13 protein-coding genes are annotated in these 17019 nt (G+C 68.9%); 6 read left to right on the top strand and 7 right to left on the bottom strand.

Features of this window, described 5'->3' with window-relative positions; translation table 11 throughout:
* Positions 1-176: 176 nt before the first annotated feature.
* Entirely contained in the window at positions 177-1310 is a 1134-nt protein-coding gene (locus tag ACYVDK_RS09520) for a glutamate--cysteine ligase 2 (RefSeq protein ID WP_460521050.1), read from the top strand.
* A 93-nt stretch (positions 1311-1403) separates the two neighbouring features.
* Here ACYVDK_RS09520 and ffh read toward each other — a convergent pair whose 3' ends face one another.
* The 3 genes from ffh to ftsY all read right to left on the bottom strand — a co-directional run bounded on the left by ffh (position 1404) and on the right by ftsY (position 4630).
* Entirely contained in the window at positions 1404-2990 is a 1587-nt protein-coding gene (gene ffh, locus ACYVDK_RS09525; protein ID WP_460521052.1) for a signal recognition particle protein, read from the bottom strand.
* Between the two features lie 218 nt (positions 2991-3208).
* Positions 3209-3712, bottom strand: coding sequence for a DUF2004 domain-containing protein (locus tag ACYVDK_RS09530; RefSeq protein ID WP_460521054.1), 504 nt, complete (start codon positions 3710-3712; stop codon positions 3209-3211).
* A gap of 45 nt (positions 3713-3757) precedes the next feature.
* Positions 3758-4630: a signal recognition particle-docking protein FtsY gene (gene ftsY / locus ACYVDK_RS09535; RefSeq protein ID WP_460521056.1), complete on the bottom strand. Its 873-nt coding sequence runs from the start codon at positions 4628-4630 to the stop codon at positions 3758-3760.
* Positions 4631-4786: 156 nt separating this feature from the next.
* Between ftsY and ACYVDK_RS09540 the strand changes: the two genes are divergently transcribed.
* Positions 4787-6148: an FAD-binding oxidoreductase gene (locus ACYVDK_RS09540; protein WP_460521058.1), complete on the top strand. Its 1362-nt coding sequence runs from the start codon at positions 4787-4789 to the stop codon at positions 6146-6148.
* A gap of 85 nt (positions 6149-6233) precedes the next feature.
* Here ACYVDK_RS09540 and smc read toward each other — a convergent pair whose 3' ends face one another.
* Entirely contained in the window at positions 6234-9800 is a 3567-nt protein-coding gene (gene smc, locus ACYVDK_RS09545; RefSeq protein ID WP_460521060.1) for a coiled-coil domain-containing protein, read from the bottom strand.
* A gap of 142 nt (positions 9801-9942) precedes the next feature.
* Here smc and ACYVDK_RS09550 point away from each other — a divergent pair, with 142 nt between their 5' ends.
* A complete protein-coding gene (locus ACYVDK_RS09550) occupies positions 9943-11064 on the top strand; it encodes a GNAT family N-acetyltransferase (protein WP_460521062.1) in 1122 nt (373 codons plus the stop codon).
* Positions 11065-11067: 3 nt separating this feature from the next.
* Here ACYVDK_RS09550 and ACYVDK_RS09555 read toward each other — a convergent pair whose 3' ends face one another.
* Positions 11068-11817 carry a hypothetical protein gene (locus tag ACYVDK_RS09555; protein WP_460521064.1) on the bottom strand — a complete coding sequence of 250 codons (750 nt, stop codon included), beginning with the start codon at positions 11815-11817 and terminating at the stop codon, positions 11068-11070.
* Between the two features lie 198 nt (positions 11818-12015).
* Between ACYVDK_RS09555 and ACYVDK_RS09560 the strand changes: the two genes are divergently transcribed.
* Genes ACYVDK_RS09560 through ACYVDK_RS09570 form a run of 3 tightly spaced genes read left to right on the top strand, consistent with a single transcriptional unit; the run spans position 12016 to position 15201 of the window.
* Positions 12016-12747, top strand: coding sequence for a response regulator transcription factor (locus ACYVDK_RS09560; protein ID WP_460521066.1), 732 nt, complete (start codon positions 12016-12018; stop codon positions 12745-12747).
* Positions 12748-14151, top strand: a complete 1404-nt coding sequence (locus tag ACYVDK_RS09565) for a sensor histidine kinase (RefSeq protein WP_460521068.1) — start codon at positions 12748-12750, stop codon at positions 14149-14151. It begins immediately after the preceding gene.
* Positions 14152-14175: 24 nt separating this feature from the next.
* Positions 14176-15201, top strand: a complete 1026-nt coding sequence (locus tag ACYVDK_RS09570) for an NADPH:quinone reductase (protein ID WP_460521070.1) — start codon at positions 14176-14178, stop codon at positions 15199-15201.
* A 27-nt stretch (positions 15202-15228) separates the two neighbouring features.
* On the opposite strand, the gene mutM is transcribed toward ACYVDK_RS09570, so the two are convergent.
* The gene (gene mutM / locus ACYVDK_RS09575; protein WP_460521072.1) at positions 15229-16278 is read right to left on the bottom strand and encodes a bifunctional DNA-formamidopyrimidine glycosylase/DNA-(apurinic or apyrimidinic site) lyase; all 1050 of its coding nucleotides are present in this window, start codon (positions 16276-16278) and stop codon (positions 15229-15231) included.
* Positions 16256-17002, bottom strand: a complete 747-nt coding sequence (rnc, locus tag ACYVDK_RS09580) for a ribonuclease III (RefSeq protein WP_460521423.1) — start codon at positions 17000-17002, stop codon at positions 16256-16258. Before rnc ends, mutM begins: the two co-directional genes overlap by 23 nt.
* Positions 17003-17019: the final 17 nt, after the last annotated feature.

Raw genomic sequence — 17019 nt, forward strand, 5'->3', positions numbered from 1 at the left:
ACCGACGGGACCAGCCGCAGCGCCTGTACCGAGCCTCCCACGTTGGTGAACTCGGCGAACGATAGGCTAGCCCCAAGTCCCGGGTCGGGAAGCCCCTTGCGCCCGTCAGTCGCAGTACTCCAGGCATCGAGGATGTCTCGGCTTGAGCGGTGCGGTCGCCAGGGAAGGGGCAGCGCATGCGGATCGATTTCGCCGAATCCGAGCGCTCCACCGTGGGCATCGAGTGGGAGATCGCGCTCGTCGACCGCGACACCGGCGACCTGGTGCAGGTGGCCGACGCGGTGCTTCCGGCTCTGGGCCCCGGCGACGGCAGCGAGCATCCGCAGATCACGCACGAGCTCTTGCTGAACACGATCGAACTGGTCAGCGGCGTGCACCACAGTGTTCCCGATGCCGTCGCCGATCTGCAGCGCCTCATCGACCGGGTACGCGCGGTGACGGACGACATGGATGTCGAGCTCATGTGCGCAGGAACGCATCCCTTCGCGCTGTGGTTCGACCAGCTGTCGACGCAGTCCGAGCGCTACGACCGCCTGCTGGAGCGAACCCAGTGGTGGGGGCGCCAGATGCTCATCTGGGGCGTGCACGTGCACGTGGGCATCGAGAAGCGCGACAGGGTGCTTCCGATCGTGAACGGGCTGCTCGCGTTCTACCCCCATTTGCAGGCGCTCAGCGCGTCCAGCCCGTTCTGGGCCGGCGTGGCGACCGGCTATGCCTCGAACCGGGCGCTGATGTTCCAACAGCTCCCCACCGCGGGCCTGCCCTGGCAGCTGACCGACTGGAACGAGTACGAGGGCTACGTCGACGACCTGATCACCACGGGCGTGATCAGGGACTACACCGAGGTGCGCTGGGACATCCGGCCATCACCGCGCTGGGGCACGGTGGAGATGCGTGCTTGCGATGGCGTGTCCACCGCCACTGAGCTGGGGGCGCTGGCCGCGCTCATCCATTGCCTCGTCGATCGGATGTCCGCACAGCTCGACCGCGGAGAACCGCCGCTGGTGCTGCAACCGTGGTTCGTGCGCGAGAACAAATGGCGCGCGGCGAGGTACGGCATCGACGCCGACATCATCGTGGATGCCGGCGGGGCGCAGCGCAAGGTGGCTGACGGCATCCGCTCGCTCGTGACGGAACTGGCGCCCACGGCCGAACGACTCGGATGCGCTCAGGAACTGGCCGACGTCGAGCGCATCCTCCAGCGTGGCGTCAGCTATCAGCGACAGCTCGCCGTCGCCGGCGCAAACGGCGGAAGCCTGCCGGCGGTCGTCTCCTCGCTCACGAAGGAGCTGCGGAACGGGCTGGGGTGAAGCTCGGCGACCGAGACTAGCCGAATGCGCCGACACCAGGTGCACTACGGCCAGTCTCAGCGCATACGGCTAGTCTCGCGAAAAGTGCCCCGATCAGCCGCGGCCGAAGAGCCGCTGTACTGCGGCGAGCTCCTCACCCGTCGGAGGCTGCTGGCCGCCGGTCTGACCGGCTGCCGGCGCCGACCCCAGGCCGAAGCCCGACCCACCGGTCGACGGGCCACCTGCTGGCTTCACTCCGGCTGCGAGCGCCGCGTTCTCGGCAGCACGCTTCGCCGGATTCCCCGATCGCGAGGACTTGCCCTTCTTCTGCTGCTGCTTGCGTCCGCCGTAGCCGGCACCGGGGATCGGTCCCATGCCCGGCACGTTGGGCACACCGCCCTTGGCGACGGTCTTCATCATCTTCGAAGCCTGCTCGAATCGCTGAACGAGCTGGTTGACATCTGTCACCGTCATCCCGGCGCCCTTCGCGATGCGCAGGCGGCGAGCTCCGTTCAGCAGCTTCGGGTTGTGCCGTTCCGCCGGTGTCATCGACTGGATGATCGCCTCGGTGCGAACGACCTCTTTCTCGTCGAACTGGTCGAGCTGCTGACGCATGGCCCCCGCTCCGGGCAGCATGCCGATCATCTTCTTGATCGAGCCCATGTTGCGCAGCTGCTGCATCTGTTTCAGGAAATCGTCGAGCGTGAAGCTGTCGGTCGCGAACTTCTCCGCGACCTTGCGCGCCTCCTCCTCGTCGAACGCCTGCTGCGCCTGCTCGATGAGCGTGAGCACGTCGCCGAGGTCGAGGATGCGACTGGCCATGCGGTCGGGGTAGAACGGTTCGAAATCGTCGAGACCCTCGCCTGTCGACGCGAAGATGATGGGCCGGCCCGTGACGGAGGCGATCGAGAGCGCCGCGCCGCCTCGGGCATCGCCGTCGAGCTTGGTGAGCACGACGCCGGTGAAGTCGACGCCCTCTTGGAACGCCTTGGCCGTGTTGACCGCGTCTTGTCCGATCATCGCGTCGATGACGAACAGGACCTCGTCGGGGTCCGTCGCCTTGCGGATGTCCGACGCCTGCTTCATCAACTGCGCATCGATGCCGAGGCGGCCGGCCGTGTCGATCACGACGACGTCGTGCTGCTGCCGCTCGGCGTGCTTCACGGCATCCTTCGCCACGCGCACCGGGTCGCCGACACCGTTGCCCGGCTCCGGCGCGAACACCGGCACACCGGCCTGCTCCCCCACCACCTGCAGCTGCGTGACCGCGTTCGGGCGCTGCAGGTCGGCCGCGACGAGCATGGGCGTGTGGCCGTCTTTCTTCAGCCACTTCGCGAGCTTTCCGGCGAGGGTCGTCTTGCCCGCACCCTGCAGGCCGGCCAGCATGATGACCGTCGGCGGGTTCTTCGCGAACTCGAGCCTGCGCTGCGCTCCGCCGAGGATGCCGACCAGCTCCTCATTGACGATCTGCACCACCTGCTGGGCGGGGTTCAGTGCCTGGTTGACCTCGTCGCCGAGCGCGCGATCGCGCACGGTCGCGGTGAACTGCTTGACGACGTCGAGCGAGACGTCCGCTTCGAGCAGTGCGCGACGGATCTCACGGACGGTGCCGTCGACATCCGATGCCGAGAGCTTGCCCTTGGTGCGGAGGTTCTTGAAGGTCTCGGTGAGCCGGTCGGAGAGCGTGCCGAAGGTAGCCATGGTGCCTCAATGGTAGTGGAGGCTGCTGGGCACCACTCGTCGCCGGCGCCGGTTGAGCCTGTCGAAACCAGCCTGAGTGACGACCTGGTTTCGACGAGCTCAACCAGCGGTAGGCACGCTCAACCAGCGGTAGCACGCTCAACCAGCGGCAGACGGGCTCAACCAGCGGTAGGCACACTCCGCCCGCGGTGAGCATGCTCCGGCGGCGGTAGGCGGGCTCAGCCCGCGATTCCCTCAACGCCGACCACGTCACCGCGATCGTCGAAGCTCACCTGAAGCACGGCATCCGTCTCGTCGGGGTCGATCGAGTACGTGAAGATCGCGAACACCTCATCGTCGTCGGTGGCCTGCGGATGCAGCGACACCGTGAGCAGTTGCAGCGAGCGCAGCACGTCCATGGCGATATCGCCCGAGTTGTGCACGAGCAGGTCGAGGAGCGATTCGCCCATGTCGTCCATGCGCTGGTCGATGTACTGCGTCGTCACCGAGCCGCGCTGGCTCAGCTCGGCGATGAGGGCGTCGCGGGCCCTGGTATCCAGCCCCTCCAGCGAGAGGATGACCGCGGCCGCGGCATCCAGACCGCTCACCGCGACGTCGTCGGCGACCGGTGCGGCGAGCTCGACCTGCACCGGCTGTTCGGCGACCTCGACGGTCTCGCTCCAATACAGGCCGCCTGTGGAGTCCTCCTCCACGATGCCGAAGAAGTCGTGCTCGATGGCCATGCTCGGTATGCCTTTCGCTGATGTTCGTCCCGTCGAACGAGCCGGTCAGCCGACCAGCTGCTGGGCGAAGACGTGCGGCGTGAATCCGGTGAGATCGCCGATGCCCTCACCCTGCCCGACGAGCTTGATCGGAAGGCCGGTGCGCTCCTGCACGGAGAGCACGAAGCCGCCCTTGGCCGACCCGTCGAGTTTCGTCAGCACGAGTCCGGTCACACCGGCGTGCTCGATGAAGGCCTGCGCCTGGGCCAGCCCGTTCTGTCCGGTCGTCGCGTCGAGCACGAGCAGCACCTCCGAGATCGGCGCCTGCTTCTCCACCACGCGCTTGATCTTCGTCAGCTCGTCCATCAGGCCGCCCTTGGTGTGCAGCCGGCCGGCCGTGTCGATGATCACGATCTCGGTTCCGGTGCTCTTGGCGTACTCGATGGTCTGGAACGCGACCGACGCTGGATCCTGCCGCTCCTGCTGCGGCCGCACGATCTGCGCGCCCGCCCGCTGCGCCCAGGTCGCCAGTTGTTCGACGGCTGCGGCACGGAACGTGTCCGCGGCGCCGACGACGACGGTGCGATCGAAGTTGCGCACGAACTTCGCGAACTTGCCGATCGTCGTGGTCTTGCCGACCCCGTTCACACCAACGACGATCACGACGGCCGGACGCTCGGTGAGCTTCAAGGTGGGATCGAAGCGCGCCAGACGCTCCTCGATGGTCTCGCGGAGCATCCGCTGCAGGTCCGCGGGGTCTGTCGTGCGGTAGCGCTCGACCTTCTGGTGCAGTTCCTCGACGATCTCCTCGGTGAGCGAGGGACCGAAGTCGGCTGTGATGAGGGCAGCCTCGAGGTCGTCCCAGGTCTCGTCGTCGATCGTGCGCTTCGCGAACATGCCGCGGAGCGCGCCGGCCAGGGACCAGGAGCGTTCAGCCATGCGGTCAAGACTATGGGCGATTCGGTCGAGAGACATGCGAGCGCGTTCGCAGACCCGGCCTGACCGGGCATCTGAGCGGCGTGAGCCGCGATGCGATCCGGTCTCACGGTTCACACGCGACTGCCGACGTCGGTGGCTGTGCCTAGCGTGTTGTCCATGCAGCAGACTTCCTCCATCGACGACCTCCGCTCCAGCCTCACCGGCAGCCTTTTCCTCCCCGACGACGACGGCTACCAGCAGGCCAGGCTCGCCTGGAACCTCGCCGTCGACCAGCGGCCGGCAGCGGTCGCCATGCCTGCCGACGTGGGCGACGTGCAGCGCATAGTGCGTGCCGCCGCCGCATCAGGTCTCGGTGTGCTCACTCAGCCGAACGGGCACGCCGCTGCGCGTGACCTGTCCGGCATCGTGCTGGTGCGCCCGCGCGCCTTCGACGAGGTCTCGATCGACGTGAAGCACCGCACCGCACGCGTCGGCGCCGGCGTCAACTGGGGCCGCGTGCTCCAGTGTCTGCAAGGGACCGGGCTCGTCGCCCTCGCCGGCAGCAATCCGGAGGTGAACACGGTCGGATACTCATTGGGCGGCGGCCACTCCATGTTCGGACGTGTCTACGGGCTGCAGGCCCCGGCGATCACCGCTGTGGAACTCGTGGATGCTTCGGGCGAGGCCCAGCGCATCACCGACGACAGCGATCCCGAGTTGCTGTGGGCGCTGCGTGGTGCCGGCGGCCTCTTCGGAGTGGTCACCGCCGTCGAGTTCTCCCTCTTCGAGGGCGGCGAGCTGTACGGCGGATCGATGCTGTTCCCTGCGGAGCGCGCCACCGACCTGCTCGCCGCGGTCTTCGAAGTGGCCGGCACGGAGCCTGAGATCGGACTGTCGTTCGGCATGATGAACTTTCCGGCCGCACCGCACCTGCCGGAGCCGCTCCGCGGCAAGACGCTCGCGTCGGTCAGTGCGCTGCACGTCGGAGGTGCCGCGTCGGGGGCCTCCAGAATCGAGGCGCTTCGTTCGATCGGCGCACCGGTGGCCGACACCATCCGCACCTTCGGAATCGAGGAGCTGGCCGCCGTCGCCGCCGAGCCGACCGACCCGATGGCGTTCGAGGACTGGAGCAGTGCCACCAGTGGATACGATGCCGAATCGGCAGCGGAACTGGTGCAGTCGTTCCACGCAGCCTCCGCACACGGGCTGAGCCGGCTGGAGGTTCGTCCGTTCGGCGGTGCGCTCGTCGGCGGGGACCCCTCCCGCTCGATCGCAGCCCGTGTCGCAGCTCCCGCATACATCGGAGCCAGCGTGTTCGCTTCCAGCGACCGTGGTCTCGACGAAGCGGGCGCGGCATTCGCACCGCTGGCATCCGCCGTGGCGACGACACCCGCCACCGGCAACGTTGCGACGCTGATGGACCACCGTGCGAACCTCGCCGACGCGTACGACGCGGCGTCGATCGCGAGGCTGCGCGCTTTGAAGGCCGAGCGTGACCCGAGCGGACTCATCCGTGCCGCGCAGGAACTCCCGTCGTGAGAACAGGCAGATCGCGTGGGACAGGCAGCTACAGCCTGCTCTCGGGTGGGAAGCGCATACGTGACTGTCTCGGGGGCAGGACGGGTCAGGCCGACCGGCGCTCCTCCACGGCGACCTCGGCTCCGGCCTCCCGCTCGGCGACCCGCTGGCCGACGACCGCCGAGACGCCGTCCTGGCGCATCGAGACGCCGTAGAGGGCATCCGCGATCTCCATCGTGCGCTTCTGGTGCGTGATGACGATCAGCTGGCTGTCCGCTCGAAGGTCCTCGAACGTCGTGAGCAGCCGCCCGAGGTTGGCGTCGTCGAGTGCGGCCTCCACCTCGTCCATGATGTAGAACGGGCTGGGGCGGGCCTTGAAGATCGCCAACAGGAACGCCACCGCCGCCAGCGATCGCTCGCCGCCGGAGAGCAGCGAAAGCCGTTCGATCTTCTTCCCGGCCGGTCGCACCGTGACCTCGATTCCCGTGGTCAGGAGGTCGTCCGGCTCTGTCAGGCGAATGCTTCCGCTGCCGCCGGGGAACAACACCGGGAATACCTCGGCGAATGAACGGCGGGTGTCCTCGAACGCGTCAGAGAAGATCCCCTGCATGCGCTCGTCGATGTCGGCGATGATCGTGAGAAGATCCTTGCGCGTGTTCGCGAGGTCGGTGAGCTGTTCGGTGAGGAACTTGTGCCGCTGCTCAAGGGCTGCGAACTCCTCCAGCGCGAGAGGATTCACCCGGCCCAGCCTCCCCAGCTTGCGCTCGGCATCCTGCAGCCGCTTCTCCTGCTCGGCGCGAACGAACGCTCGCTCCTCTCGACCCTCCGACTCGGCCGGAATGGACACCGCCGGTCCGTACTCGGCCACCAGCACATCCTCGACCAGTCCGAGTTCGCTGCCCGCACGTTCCAGCAGCGACGACAGATGCAGCTTCTTCTCGTAGATCTGCAATTCGAGTCCGTGCACGCTCTCGCTCACGGCCTGCAAGCGGTCGCGCAGCGCCGCGTCGTCGCGACGCAACGCCATCAGTTCCTCGTTCTGTCCAGCCCTGGCAGCCTCGGCTGCCGCCAGAGCGGTGCGAGCGCCGCTGACGGATCGGTCGACGGAGTCGAGCACTCGCGGCAGCACAGCGATGACACGCTCGGCGGCATCGAGCTGGTGTCTGCGAACGACCTCGCGCCGCGCAGCCTCCGCCGCCGCCGCACGTTCGGCCTCAAGTCGTTTCACGAGCGACGCGGTGCGCGTCTCCTCGGCACGCACCCTCTCCCGCGCGGTCTCCCCAGCCATCCGCGCCTGAACCTCGGCCTCGCGGCAGGTGTCGAGCTCGGCCGAGACGGCGTCCCGCTCGCCGACGTCGAGGATCGGCCGCGGCTTCGACGCGTGCGTCTCGCGGGCGCGCTTGGCGGTCGCCGCTATCTGCTCCGCCTCGGCGACCTTCGCCTCGGACTCGGCGATCCCCCGCTCGATGCGTCCGGCCTCCGCGTTCGCCCCCTCCAGTTGCGCGGTCAGCCGGCTGGACTTCTCGGTCTGCTCCGCGAGCTGAGCGTCGTACGCGCGCAACTGCGTCAGAGCCGCAGCAGATGCCTGCTTCGCCGCCTGCAGCGCCTCCCGCCGGCCGTCATGCTCGGCCTTCGCCGTCGCGATGGCCGACTCCAGCTCATCCAGACGCGCCGCCGCGGCGTCACGCTCGGCCAGCAGTTCGATGCGGCCGGCTCCCTTGCCCGACCCGCCCTTGAGCGTGTGGGCGGAAAGCACCTCGCCGGCGCGCGTCACGAGCACCGTGTTGCTGTCAGCCACCGCGGGCCAGAGCCTGTGCGCCTCGTCCAGGTCGGCGACTACAACGGTGCGCCGCAGCAGCGCACGGATGCTGTCCGTTCCGGCCAGCATCAAGTCTTCGGCGCGCGGCACGCCCTCCGGCAGGCCGGCAGGCGTTTCAACGCCGGGATCGGCTCCGGGCGTGCTTCCGGTGACGCGAGACCCGACGACCAACTCGATCGAGCCGAGATCTTGGTCAGCGGCGAATCGCGCCGCCCCCACGGCGGCATCCCGGTCGGCCACGAGCACCGCGTCGGCCAGCGACCCCAGCGCTGCCGCGATGGCCGCTTCGAAGCCCGGCTCCACCTTGATCGCGTCGGCGAGGCGGCCATCGACGCCCTTTCGTCCTGCGGCGATGAGCGCGGCCGATCCGTCCCGCGCTTCGAGTGCACGACCGAGCGCGCCCACCTGCCCGGACAACGCATCGCGTTCGCGCTCCAGCGTGCGCAGCTCGTCGCGCAGCCGTTCGATCTCGGCCTCGGCCTCGAACACGGCGGCCTGCGCCACCTCGTACGCTTCTGCGAGCTCGCCCTGGGCATCTGGCCCGAGCGGCGAGTCCCCCTCGCTATCGGCCAGCGCCTCCTCTGCGGAGGCCCTGCGTTGATCAGCCGCCTCGAGTTGATTGCGCTGACGCAGCACCTCGCCGCGGAGCGTCGCGAGGCGCCCGGCCGCGGCATCCGCCTGTCCTGCGAGCTTGGTGAGCTCCAGGTCGTGCTGCGAGACGAGTGCGCTCTGCGCGGCGATCTGCTCGTCGAGCGCGTCGAGGCGGGACCGAGCGGCACGGGTCGCGGACTGCGCGGCCGACACGGCGGCATCCGCTTCGCCAACGCCGTCGCGCAGCAGCGCTGCCTCCGCCTTCGACACCCCGATCATGTCGGGGGTGACGGTTCGCGCCGACTCGGAAAGGTCAGCCTGCGAACCCAGCAGCGCCAGTCGCTGGTTCGCCAGCGTGTACAGGGAACGCAGGCGCTCCTGCGCCGACTCCAGGGCGAACGCCGTGCGGCGAGCCGCATCGACCGCATCGCCCACCTGCTCCTGCTCGATCCGTGCGATACGCAGTTGCTTCTGCTCGAGTTGCTCCTGCAGCACTATGCGCTCGCTGTGCCGCCGCGATTCGTCGCGCGAGTAATCGTCGAGCGCGGCACGCAGGCCGACCACCTCGTCGGCCAGCAGTCGCGCACGCGCGTCACGCACGACCGCCGCGATGGTCTGCGCCTCCCTGGCCACCTCGGCCTGCGCTCCGAGCGGTTTCAGCTGCCGGCGGAGCTCCCCCGCGAGGTCGCTGAGTCGCGTGAGGTTGGTCTGCATGGCCTCGAGCTTGCGCAGGGTCTTCTCCTTGCGCCTGCGGTGCTTCAGGATGCCGGCGGCCTCCTCGATGAAGCCGCGTCGGTCATCGGGGCTCGCGTGCAGCACGGCATCCAGCTGGCCCTGACCGACGATGACATGCATCTCGCGACCGAGTCCGGAGTCGCTGAGCAGCTCCTGCACGTCGAGCAGACGGCACTGCTTGCCGTTGATGGCGTACTCGCTGCCGCCGTTGCGGAACAGCGTGCGGCTGATCGTCACCTCGGAGTACTCGATCGGCAGCGCGCCGTCGGCATTGTCGATCGTGAGCGTCACCTCGGCGCGGCCCAGCGGTCCCCTGGTCGACGTTCCGGCGAAGATGACGTCTTCCATCTTTCCGCCTCGGAGGGTCTTGACGCCCTGCTCCCCCATGACCCAGGCGAGCGCGTCGACGACGTTCGACTTGCCGGAACCATTCGGTCCGACGATGCACGTGACACCGGGTTCGAACGCGAAGGTCGTCGGCTGAGCGAAGGACTTGAAGCCCTTGAGCGTCAAGCTCTTCAGATGCAACCGGCGCCCCCTTCTGATGCACGGCACGCCCCCGTGTGCGCCGACGTGCCGCGAAGCCGTCTCTACGGTACCGGACGCTCGGCGCCCTGCCCGGCATCGACGAAGGCTGGTCGGGCGATCGGTCCCGTGACACACTCGCACCATGACCGACGAGTGGCCACCCGGTTCACGTTCGCAGGAGGCGGCCGTGCTGGTGACGATCGGCCGTGTGACGGTGCCAGAGAGCATGGATGCAGACGACAGCGCCGACTTCGCCGGTTTCGTGGACGTCGGAAACGACTGCGCCCTTCACCTGTGGCGGAGCGACGATTTCGTCTACGACCCATCGGACCAGCTCGCTTGGTACCGAGACAGTCCCTTCCGCCTGCGGCTGCTCTATCTCGCCCGACTCGACGGCGTTCCGACGGGACGGATGCTGGTGACCGTTCCGCTCGAGGAGGACGCGACGACCGCGGAGATCGAGGTGCACGTCATCCCCGCCGCACGACGGCACGGCATCGGCGCGGCGCTGCTGCGCCGAGGCGAGGAGCTGGTCGCCGAAGCCGGGCGCGTCGACATCTCGACATTCACCGAGCATGTGCTGGTGGACATCCCTCCGGATGCGCGCACAGTGGCTCCGGAAGCCGGTCCCACTGGACTGCCGATGGACGAGGCGACGCGTTTCGCCCTTCAGTCGGGGTACCGGCTCGGCCAGGTGGAACTGGTCGGTCGGCAGAACCTGCCGCTTCCCGACGGTCTGCGCGAACGGCTGCAGGGGGAAGCGGACGGGCACGGGGTCGGGTACCGCGTGGTCACCTGGTGGTCGCACTGCCCTGACGAGTTCGTCGACGGCTACGCCGCGGCCCGTGCCCGGATGGTGCTCGACGTGCCGCACGAGGGCATCGTGCTCGACTCGGAGCACTGGGACGCCCAGCGGGTGCGCGATGAGGAGCAGCGCTGGATCGACGCAGGCGAGCCGACGCTCGTAGCGGCGGCCGTGCAGGAGGCCACCGGCGAGATCGTCGCGTACACGATTCTGCTCGTGGCCCAGGGCTCGAAGAAGGTCGAGCAGTGGGACACTCTCGTGGTGGCCGCCCACCGCGGGCACCGGCTCGGCCTAGCGGTGAAACTCGCCAACCTGCGGGCGCTTTCGCAGGTGGCTCCGGGGGTGGAGCGCATCCTCACCTGGAATGCCGCGGAGAACGGCCCGATGCGCGCGATCAACGATGCGCTGGGCTACGAGTCGATGGCGCTGAACGGTACCTGGCAGAAGCACCTGGACTGACCCTCAGGCGCCCGACGTGGGAGTCGGCGCGGGCACGCTCGGTGCGGGCGTGCCCGTGGATGGCGCCGTCTGCTTGTTCGTGGATCCGGAGGCCTGCACGCGCGCCACGCACTTGTCGAGCCGGGTCTTCACCTTGTCGACGGCAGCCTTCACGCGGTCGCCGTAGCCGCCGGACTCCGCCTTCGACACGACGGCTTTCAGGTCGGAGGTGCGCGTGTCGCCGCTCGCCGCCTTCGCCTTCTTCAGGTCGCTGCGCAGCGAGGACGGCAGTCGATCCCACGCCGCCTTGAAGCCCGCGAGCGTCTTCTTGTCTTTCGCGACCGACTCGATGTCGGTGCCGTAGCCGCCGGACTGCGCCTTCTTCAGCACGTTCGCCAGCGCCGTGTGCTCGGCGGCCTTCGAAGACTGATGGCGAGCGGATGCCACGTCCTTGCGCAGCGCGTCGGGCAGCCGGTCGTAGTCGCGCTTCACCACGAGCAGCACAGGACCGCACAGGTGACCCTTCGCATTCGAACCGGACGTGCCCGCGGCCGGAACGATGGGCGAGATGGCCGCAACTGTGCGCATCGCGATCGTCTGCGGCGACGATGCCGGCACCGACGCCGCGGCGAGGCCGCCGACCACGGCCGCCGCCGCCGTCACACCGACCGCCGCAAGCACCAGGCGTTCCTTGACGATCCTCCGGCGGAGCCCGTCTGCGATGTCGCGGTTCGAGTCGTCCCGGTTCGGGATGTCGCTGCTCGGTTCCTTCATGGTGGTTCCCTTCGGTCTGGTCTCGTGTCGATGCGCAGCATCGCTATGCCTGGCGAGCCGTGCTCGCGCGGTACGACCCATCGAGAGTCGCAAACCCGTGTGCGGCAGGCGTCGGGCGTGTGTTCGGGGAATGTAAGGGTTGTCTGAGAGGCGCAGCATGCCGGGGCGCGGGCATCGTGCACCGGCTTGAATGGAGCAATGGATGCGCCCTCCGGACTCGTCGTCGTGGTCGAAGACGAGCGCGCAATCGCCGATCTCGAACGGCTTTACCTCACGCGTGCCGGGTTCGGCGTGGAGGTGGTGGGCGACGGCGATGCCGCGCTGACGGTCATCCGGTCCCGACGTCCGGTGGCCATCGTGCTCGACGTCGGGCTGCCCGGAGTGGACGGCATCGAACTCTGCAGGCGCCTGCGGTCCGACGACGACTGGACCCCGATCATCTTCGTGACGGCGCGCGACGACGAGATCGAGCGACTCGTCGCACTGGAACTCGGCGGCGACGACTACCTCACCAAACCGTTCTCACCGCGGGAGCTGGTGACACGACTCAAGGTCGTGCTGCGCCGCACTCATGGCGCGCCCGGCCGCCACGACGTGCGCCTCGGCACTCTCGTCCTCGATCAGGACACACGTTCGGCGACGTTCGACGGTGTCCAGCTGACGCTCACGGCCACCGAGTTCGACCTTGTGTCCTATCTGGCGCGTTCCCCCGGCCGCGTGTTCACCCGCGAGCAGCTGCTCTCGTCGGTATGGGGTCACGCCGACTATGCCTCCGGTAGGACGGTCGACGTGCACATCGCCCAGTTGCGCTCGAAACTCGGGCCCGGTTCGGGCATCCGCACGGTACGCGGCGTCGGCTACGCCATCGACGCGATCGCCTCGGCGCCGGAATCGGATGCCCGAGGCCGCGATCCGCGATCGGCCGGCTGAATGCGCATCCTCCCCCGCACTCTCGCCGGACGCATCGTCTTCACGACGGTCACCGTCGCCCTGGTGACCGCGGTCGTCGCCGGCGCCGTGTCGCTGGGCCTTGTGCGAGCGGCGTCGCTCGGCGATGCCCGGTCGGAGGCATCGACGCTCGCCGTCCAGCTGGCGGCGCTGCCGCGGGAGCAGTTGGAGCAGCACGTCGCCGAGCAGACGACGGCATCCGGGGAGCCGAAGGTCGCGCTCATCAACGCGGACGGCACTGTCGCCGGATCGATCGGCGTCGTGCTGCGGCCGAAGGTGCGGCAAAGGCTCGAGCAGGGCTCCACGCTCTCGACGACCGTGCAACTCGGCGGCCGGCGTTTCATCGTCGAGGCGCGGCAGACACTCGACGGCGGAACCGTCGTGGTCGCCCGGTCGCTCACCTCGGTGGATGCCGCGGTGTCCAGGGTGGCCGAACAGCTGCTCATCGCTCTGGCGATCGGGCTCGCGGTGGCGATCGGAGCGGGCATCCTTCTCGCACGGGTCGTCTCGCGCCCGCTGTCGAGAACGGCGTCGGCGGCTCGAAGACTCGCGCGGGGCGATCGCAACGTCGAATTGCCGCATACTGCCACGACGGAGGTGTCGGACGTGGTGAGCGCACTCGACGAGCTCGACGATGCGCTGACGGTGAGCGAAGCGCGCCAGCGCGAGTTCCTGCTGTCCATCTCACACGACCTTCGAACGCCGCTGACCGCCTTGCGCGGGTACGCGGAGGCGCTGGCGGACGGCGTCGTGGGCGCGGAGGACGCCCGCGATGTGGGTTCCACCATGCTCACCGAGACCCGTCGCCTCGATCGTTTCGTCGCCGACCTCCTCGAACTCGCGCGACTCGAAGCGCATGACTTCGCCGCCGAGCTGACACCGGTCGACACCGCCGGGGTTCTGGCGGAGGCCGCTGCGGCCTGGCGTGCCGTCGCGTCTTCGGGCAACGTCGAGTTGCGCATCGATGCGCCTCACGGCGTGATGGCGAACACGGATGCCCACCGCCTGCGGCAGATCGTCGACGGCCTTCTCGAGAACGCGTTGCGGGCAACACCGTCGGGCGGTGTCGTCGAAGTGGATGCGCGCGCACTGCCGGGGGAAGGCGGCCGCTCTCGCGTCGCCGTCACCGTCAGCGACAGCGGCGCCGGGCTCACGGCCGAAGACCGTGACGCAGCCTTCGTGCGCGGGGCATTGCACGGCAAGTACCGGCAGACACGGGCGGTGGGGACGGGACTCGGCCTCTCGATCGCGCAGCGGCTCACCGCTCGCCTCGGCGGCACATTGACCGCCGTCGACACGGCAGGCACCCCGTGGGGCGCGTCGTTCCGTCTGGAGCTGCCGGGAGCGGACGTGCAGGGCGCGGTGGGCTCTGGCGACACCTCGTAAGGCGATGCGGCATACGTTGGTCGGATGGGTGCTGAAACCGATGGATCAGGCGCCATGCGTGCCGCCGTCATCCACGAACTCGGGCCGGCCGACTCGATTCGGCTGGAGACGCTTCCCGTGCCGCATCCCGCGCCACACGAGGTGCTCGTGCGGGTGGGCGCCACCACGGTGAATCCCGTCGACACGTTCGTGCGAAGCGGTGCATACCGCACACCGATGACGTTCCCGTTCATCGTGGGGCGCGATGCGGTGGGAGTCGTCGAAGCGCTGGGCGCCGGCGTATCGGCGTTCCGCGTCGGCGACCTCGTCTGGTGCAACAGCCTCGGCCACGGCGGCCGGCAGGGCGCTGCCGCCGAGTTCGTGTCGGTGCCGGTCGATCGGCTCTACCGACTGCCGAGCGACGTGGACCCGATCGAGTTCATCGCGACTGCGCATCCGGCCGCGACCGCGTGGCTCGCCCTCGTAGAACACGCACGCCTCGCGGCGGGTGGAACCGTCTTCGTCGGCGGAGGAGGCGGCAACGTGGGCTCGTGCGCGGTGGCGTTCGCGCGCGGGATGGACTGCGACGTGGTCACCACGGCGGGTGCGCGCGACCTGGAACGCCTGGCCGCAAGCGGAGCGACGGCCGTCGACTACCGCAGCGGGCGCGCAGACGCCGAGATCGCGGCGGCTCTGGGCGCCGTCGACTCCGAGAGCCGGCCAGCCGGGGCGGATGTCTGGCTGGACACCTCAGGCACGCTGAAGCTCGCGCAGGCGATGGATTCACTGGCCGAGCGCGGCCGCATCGTACTCATCGCCGGCGTCACCCGGCGCGATCTGCTCGAGTTCGGCCGGCTGTACACGCACGACCGTTCGGTGATCGGCTTCGCGATCAGCAACGCCGCAGTCGATGAGCTCGCCCGCGCGGCGGAGGCGATCACACGAGCCGTGGCCGCCGGAGCACTGCCGACGCCACGCATCCGTAAGGCTTCACTGAACGACGCCGCAGCAGCGCACGCCGCGATCGAGCGCGGAGAGACGCACGGCGAGCGCATCGTGCTCGTGCCGTGAGTCGCTGTCGTGAGGAGCGGGCACCCGTCAGCGCAGGCGCTGGCAGCGCGGACAATAGTGCGACGACCGGTTCATGAACGACGCCCGCGCGATCGCGGTCCCGCATCGCGGGCACGGCTGCCCGCTGCGGCCGTAAGCGTTGAGGCTGTGCGCGAAGTACCCGGACGCGCCGTTCACGTTCACGTACTGCGCGTCGAAGCTGGTGCCGCCCTCGGCGAGCGCCTTGTGCAGGACCGCACGCACCTCGGCGAGCACTTCGCGCGCCTTGCGCGTCGACAGAGTCGCCGTCGGCTGGTCGAAGTGGACCCGCGCAGCCCAGAGCGCCTCGTCGGCGTAGATGTTGCCCACCCCGCTGACCAGCGTCTGATCGAGGATCGCGCGCTTGACGGCGGTGCGCCGCAAGGCCAGTGCAGCCAGAAACCGTCCGTCGTCGAAGGCGGGATCGAGCGGGTCCCGCGCGATGTGCGCCACCTGGCTCGGCACCCGTGCCTGCACGACGCCGAATCCGCCTGCGGCGCCGTCCGGAGTCGGAAGCATGCGGTCCACAGCGAGCGAGCCGAACGTGCGCTGGTCGACGAAGTGCACCGCCAGCTCACCGCGCACAGGATGTTCCACCATCAGCCGCACCCGTGCGTGGCGCTCCAGCGGTGCCCCAGCCTCCCGAAGCAGCACCTGGCCGCTCATGGCCAGATGAAGCAGCAACGCTTCCTGTGACCCGAATGCCTCAGCCCGCTGCCCGGATACGTCGACCTCCGTGTCGTGGACCCCAGTGTCCTGGACATCCGCGTCCTGGAGTTCTGAGTCCGGGACATCCGGGTTCTGGACATCCGTGTCCTGGACATCCGTGTCCTGGACATCCGACGCCGTTCTGCGCCCGAGCGGCAGCCACAGGAACTTTCCACGGCGGGCGGCTCCCAGCATCCGTCGCCCCGTCAGCAGATCGGCGAGGTCACCCCGCCTGCGATCGTGGCGCGTGATGGCGCGTTCGTCGAGCACCTCGACTGAAGCGATCACGGCATCGGTGACGGCCGGTTCGAGACCGGCCCGCACCACCTCAACCTCGGGAAGCTCTGGCACTGCTGTCGTCGGCCGTACCGCCGGCCCCCGCGCCGGACGTGGCCAGCGACCACGCCTGAAGGGCCGCGGCCATCTCGGCGTTCTTCTTGCTGGTGCCCTCGCCGGTCGCGGTGACCACTCCCTCGACCGTCACCCTGGCATGGAAGGTCTTGTTGTGATCGGGTCCGGTGTCGGTCACCACGTATTGCGGCGGCGGCGCAGAATGACGCGATGCCAGTTCTTGCAGGCTGGTCTTCGGATCCATCGCTGCGCCGAACCGGTCCGGGTCGTGCAACAGCGGTTCGACTAAGCGCAGCACGAGCGCCGTGGCGACATCGCCACCGGCATCCAGGTAGACGGCCCCGATGATCGCCTCCACCGTGTCGGCGAGGATCGACGACTTGTCGGCACCGCCGCTGGATGCCTCGCCGCGGCCGAGCAGAATGAACTCGCCGAGTCCGATCCCCCGGGCGACCTCCGCGAGTGCGACGCTGCTCACCAGTGACGCACGGCGCTTGGCCAGCCCGCCTTCATCGAGGCGCGGATGCTCGCGGTACAGCTTGACCGTCACGGCCTGACCGAGAATCGAGTCGCCGAGGAACTCGAGGCGCTCGTTGTTCGGGATGCCGCCGTGTTCGTACGCATATGAACGGTGCGTGAGCGCAAGCGTCAGCAGGTCCGGGTCGATCCTGACCCCGAGGCGCCCCTGAAGCTCATCTGTCGACGCGCCCGCAGCACGACTCAGGCGCGCATCATTGGCGA

It is taken from the genome of Humibacter antri, assembly GCF_054777235.1.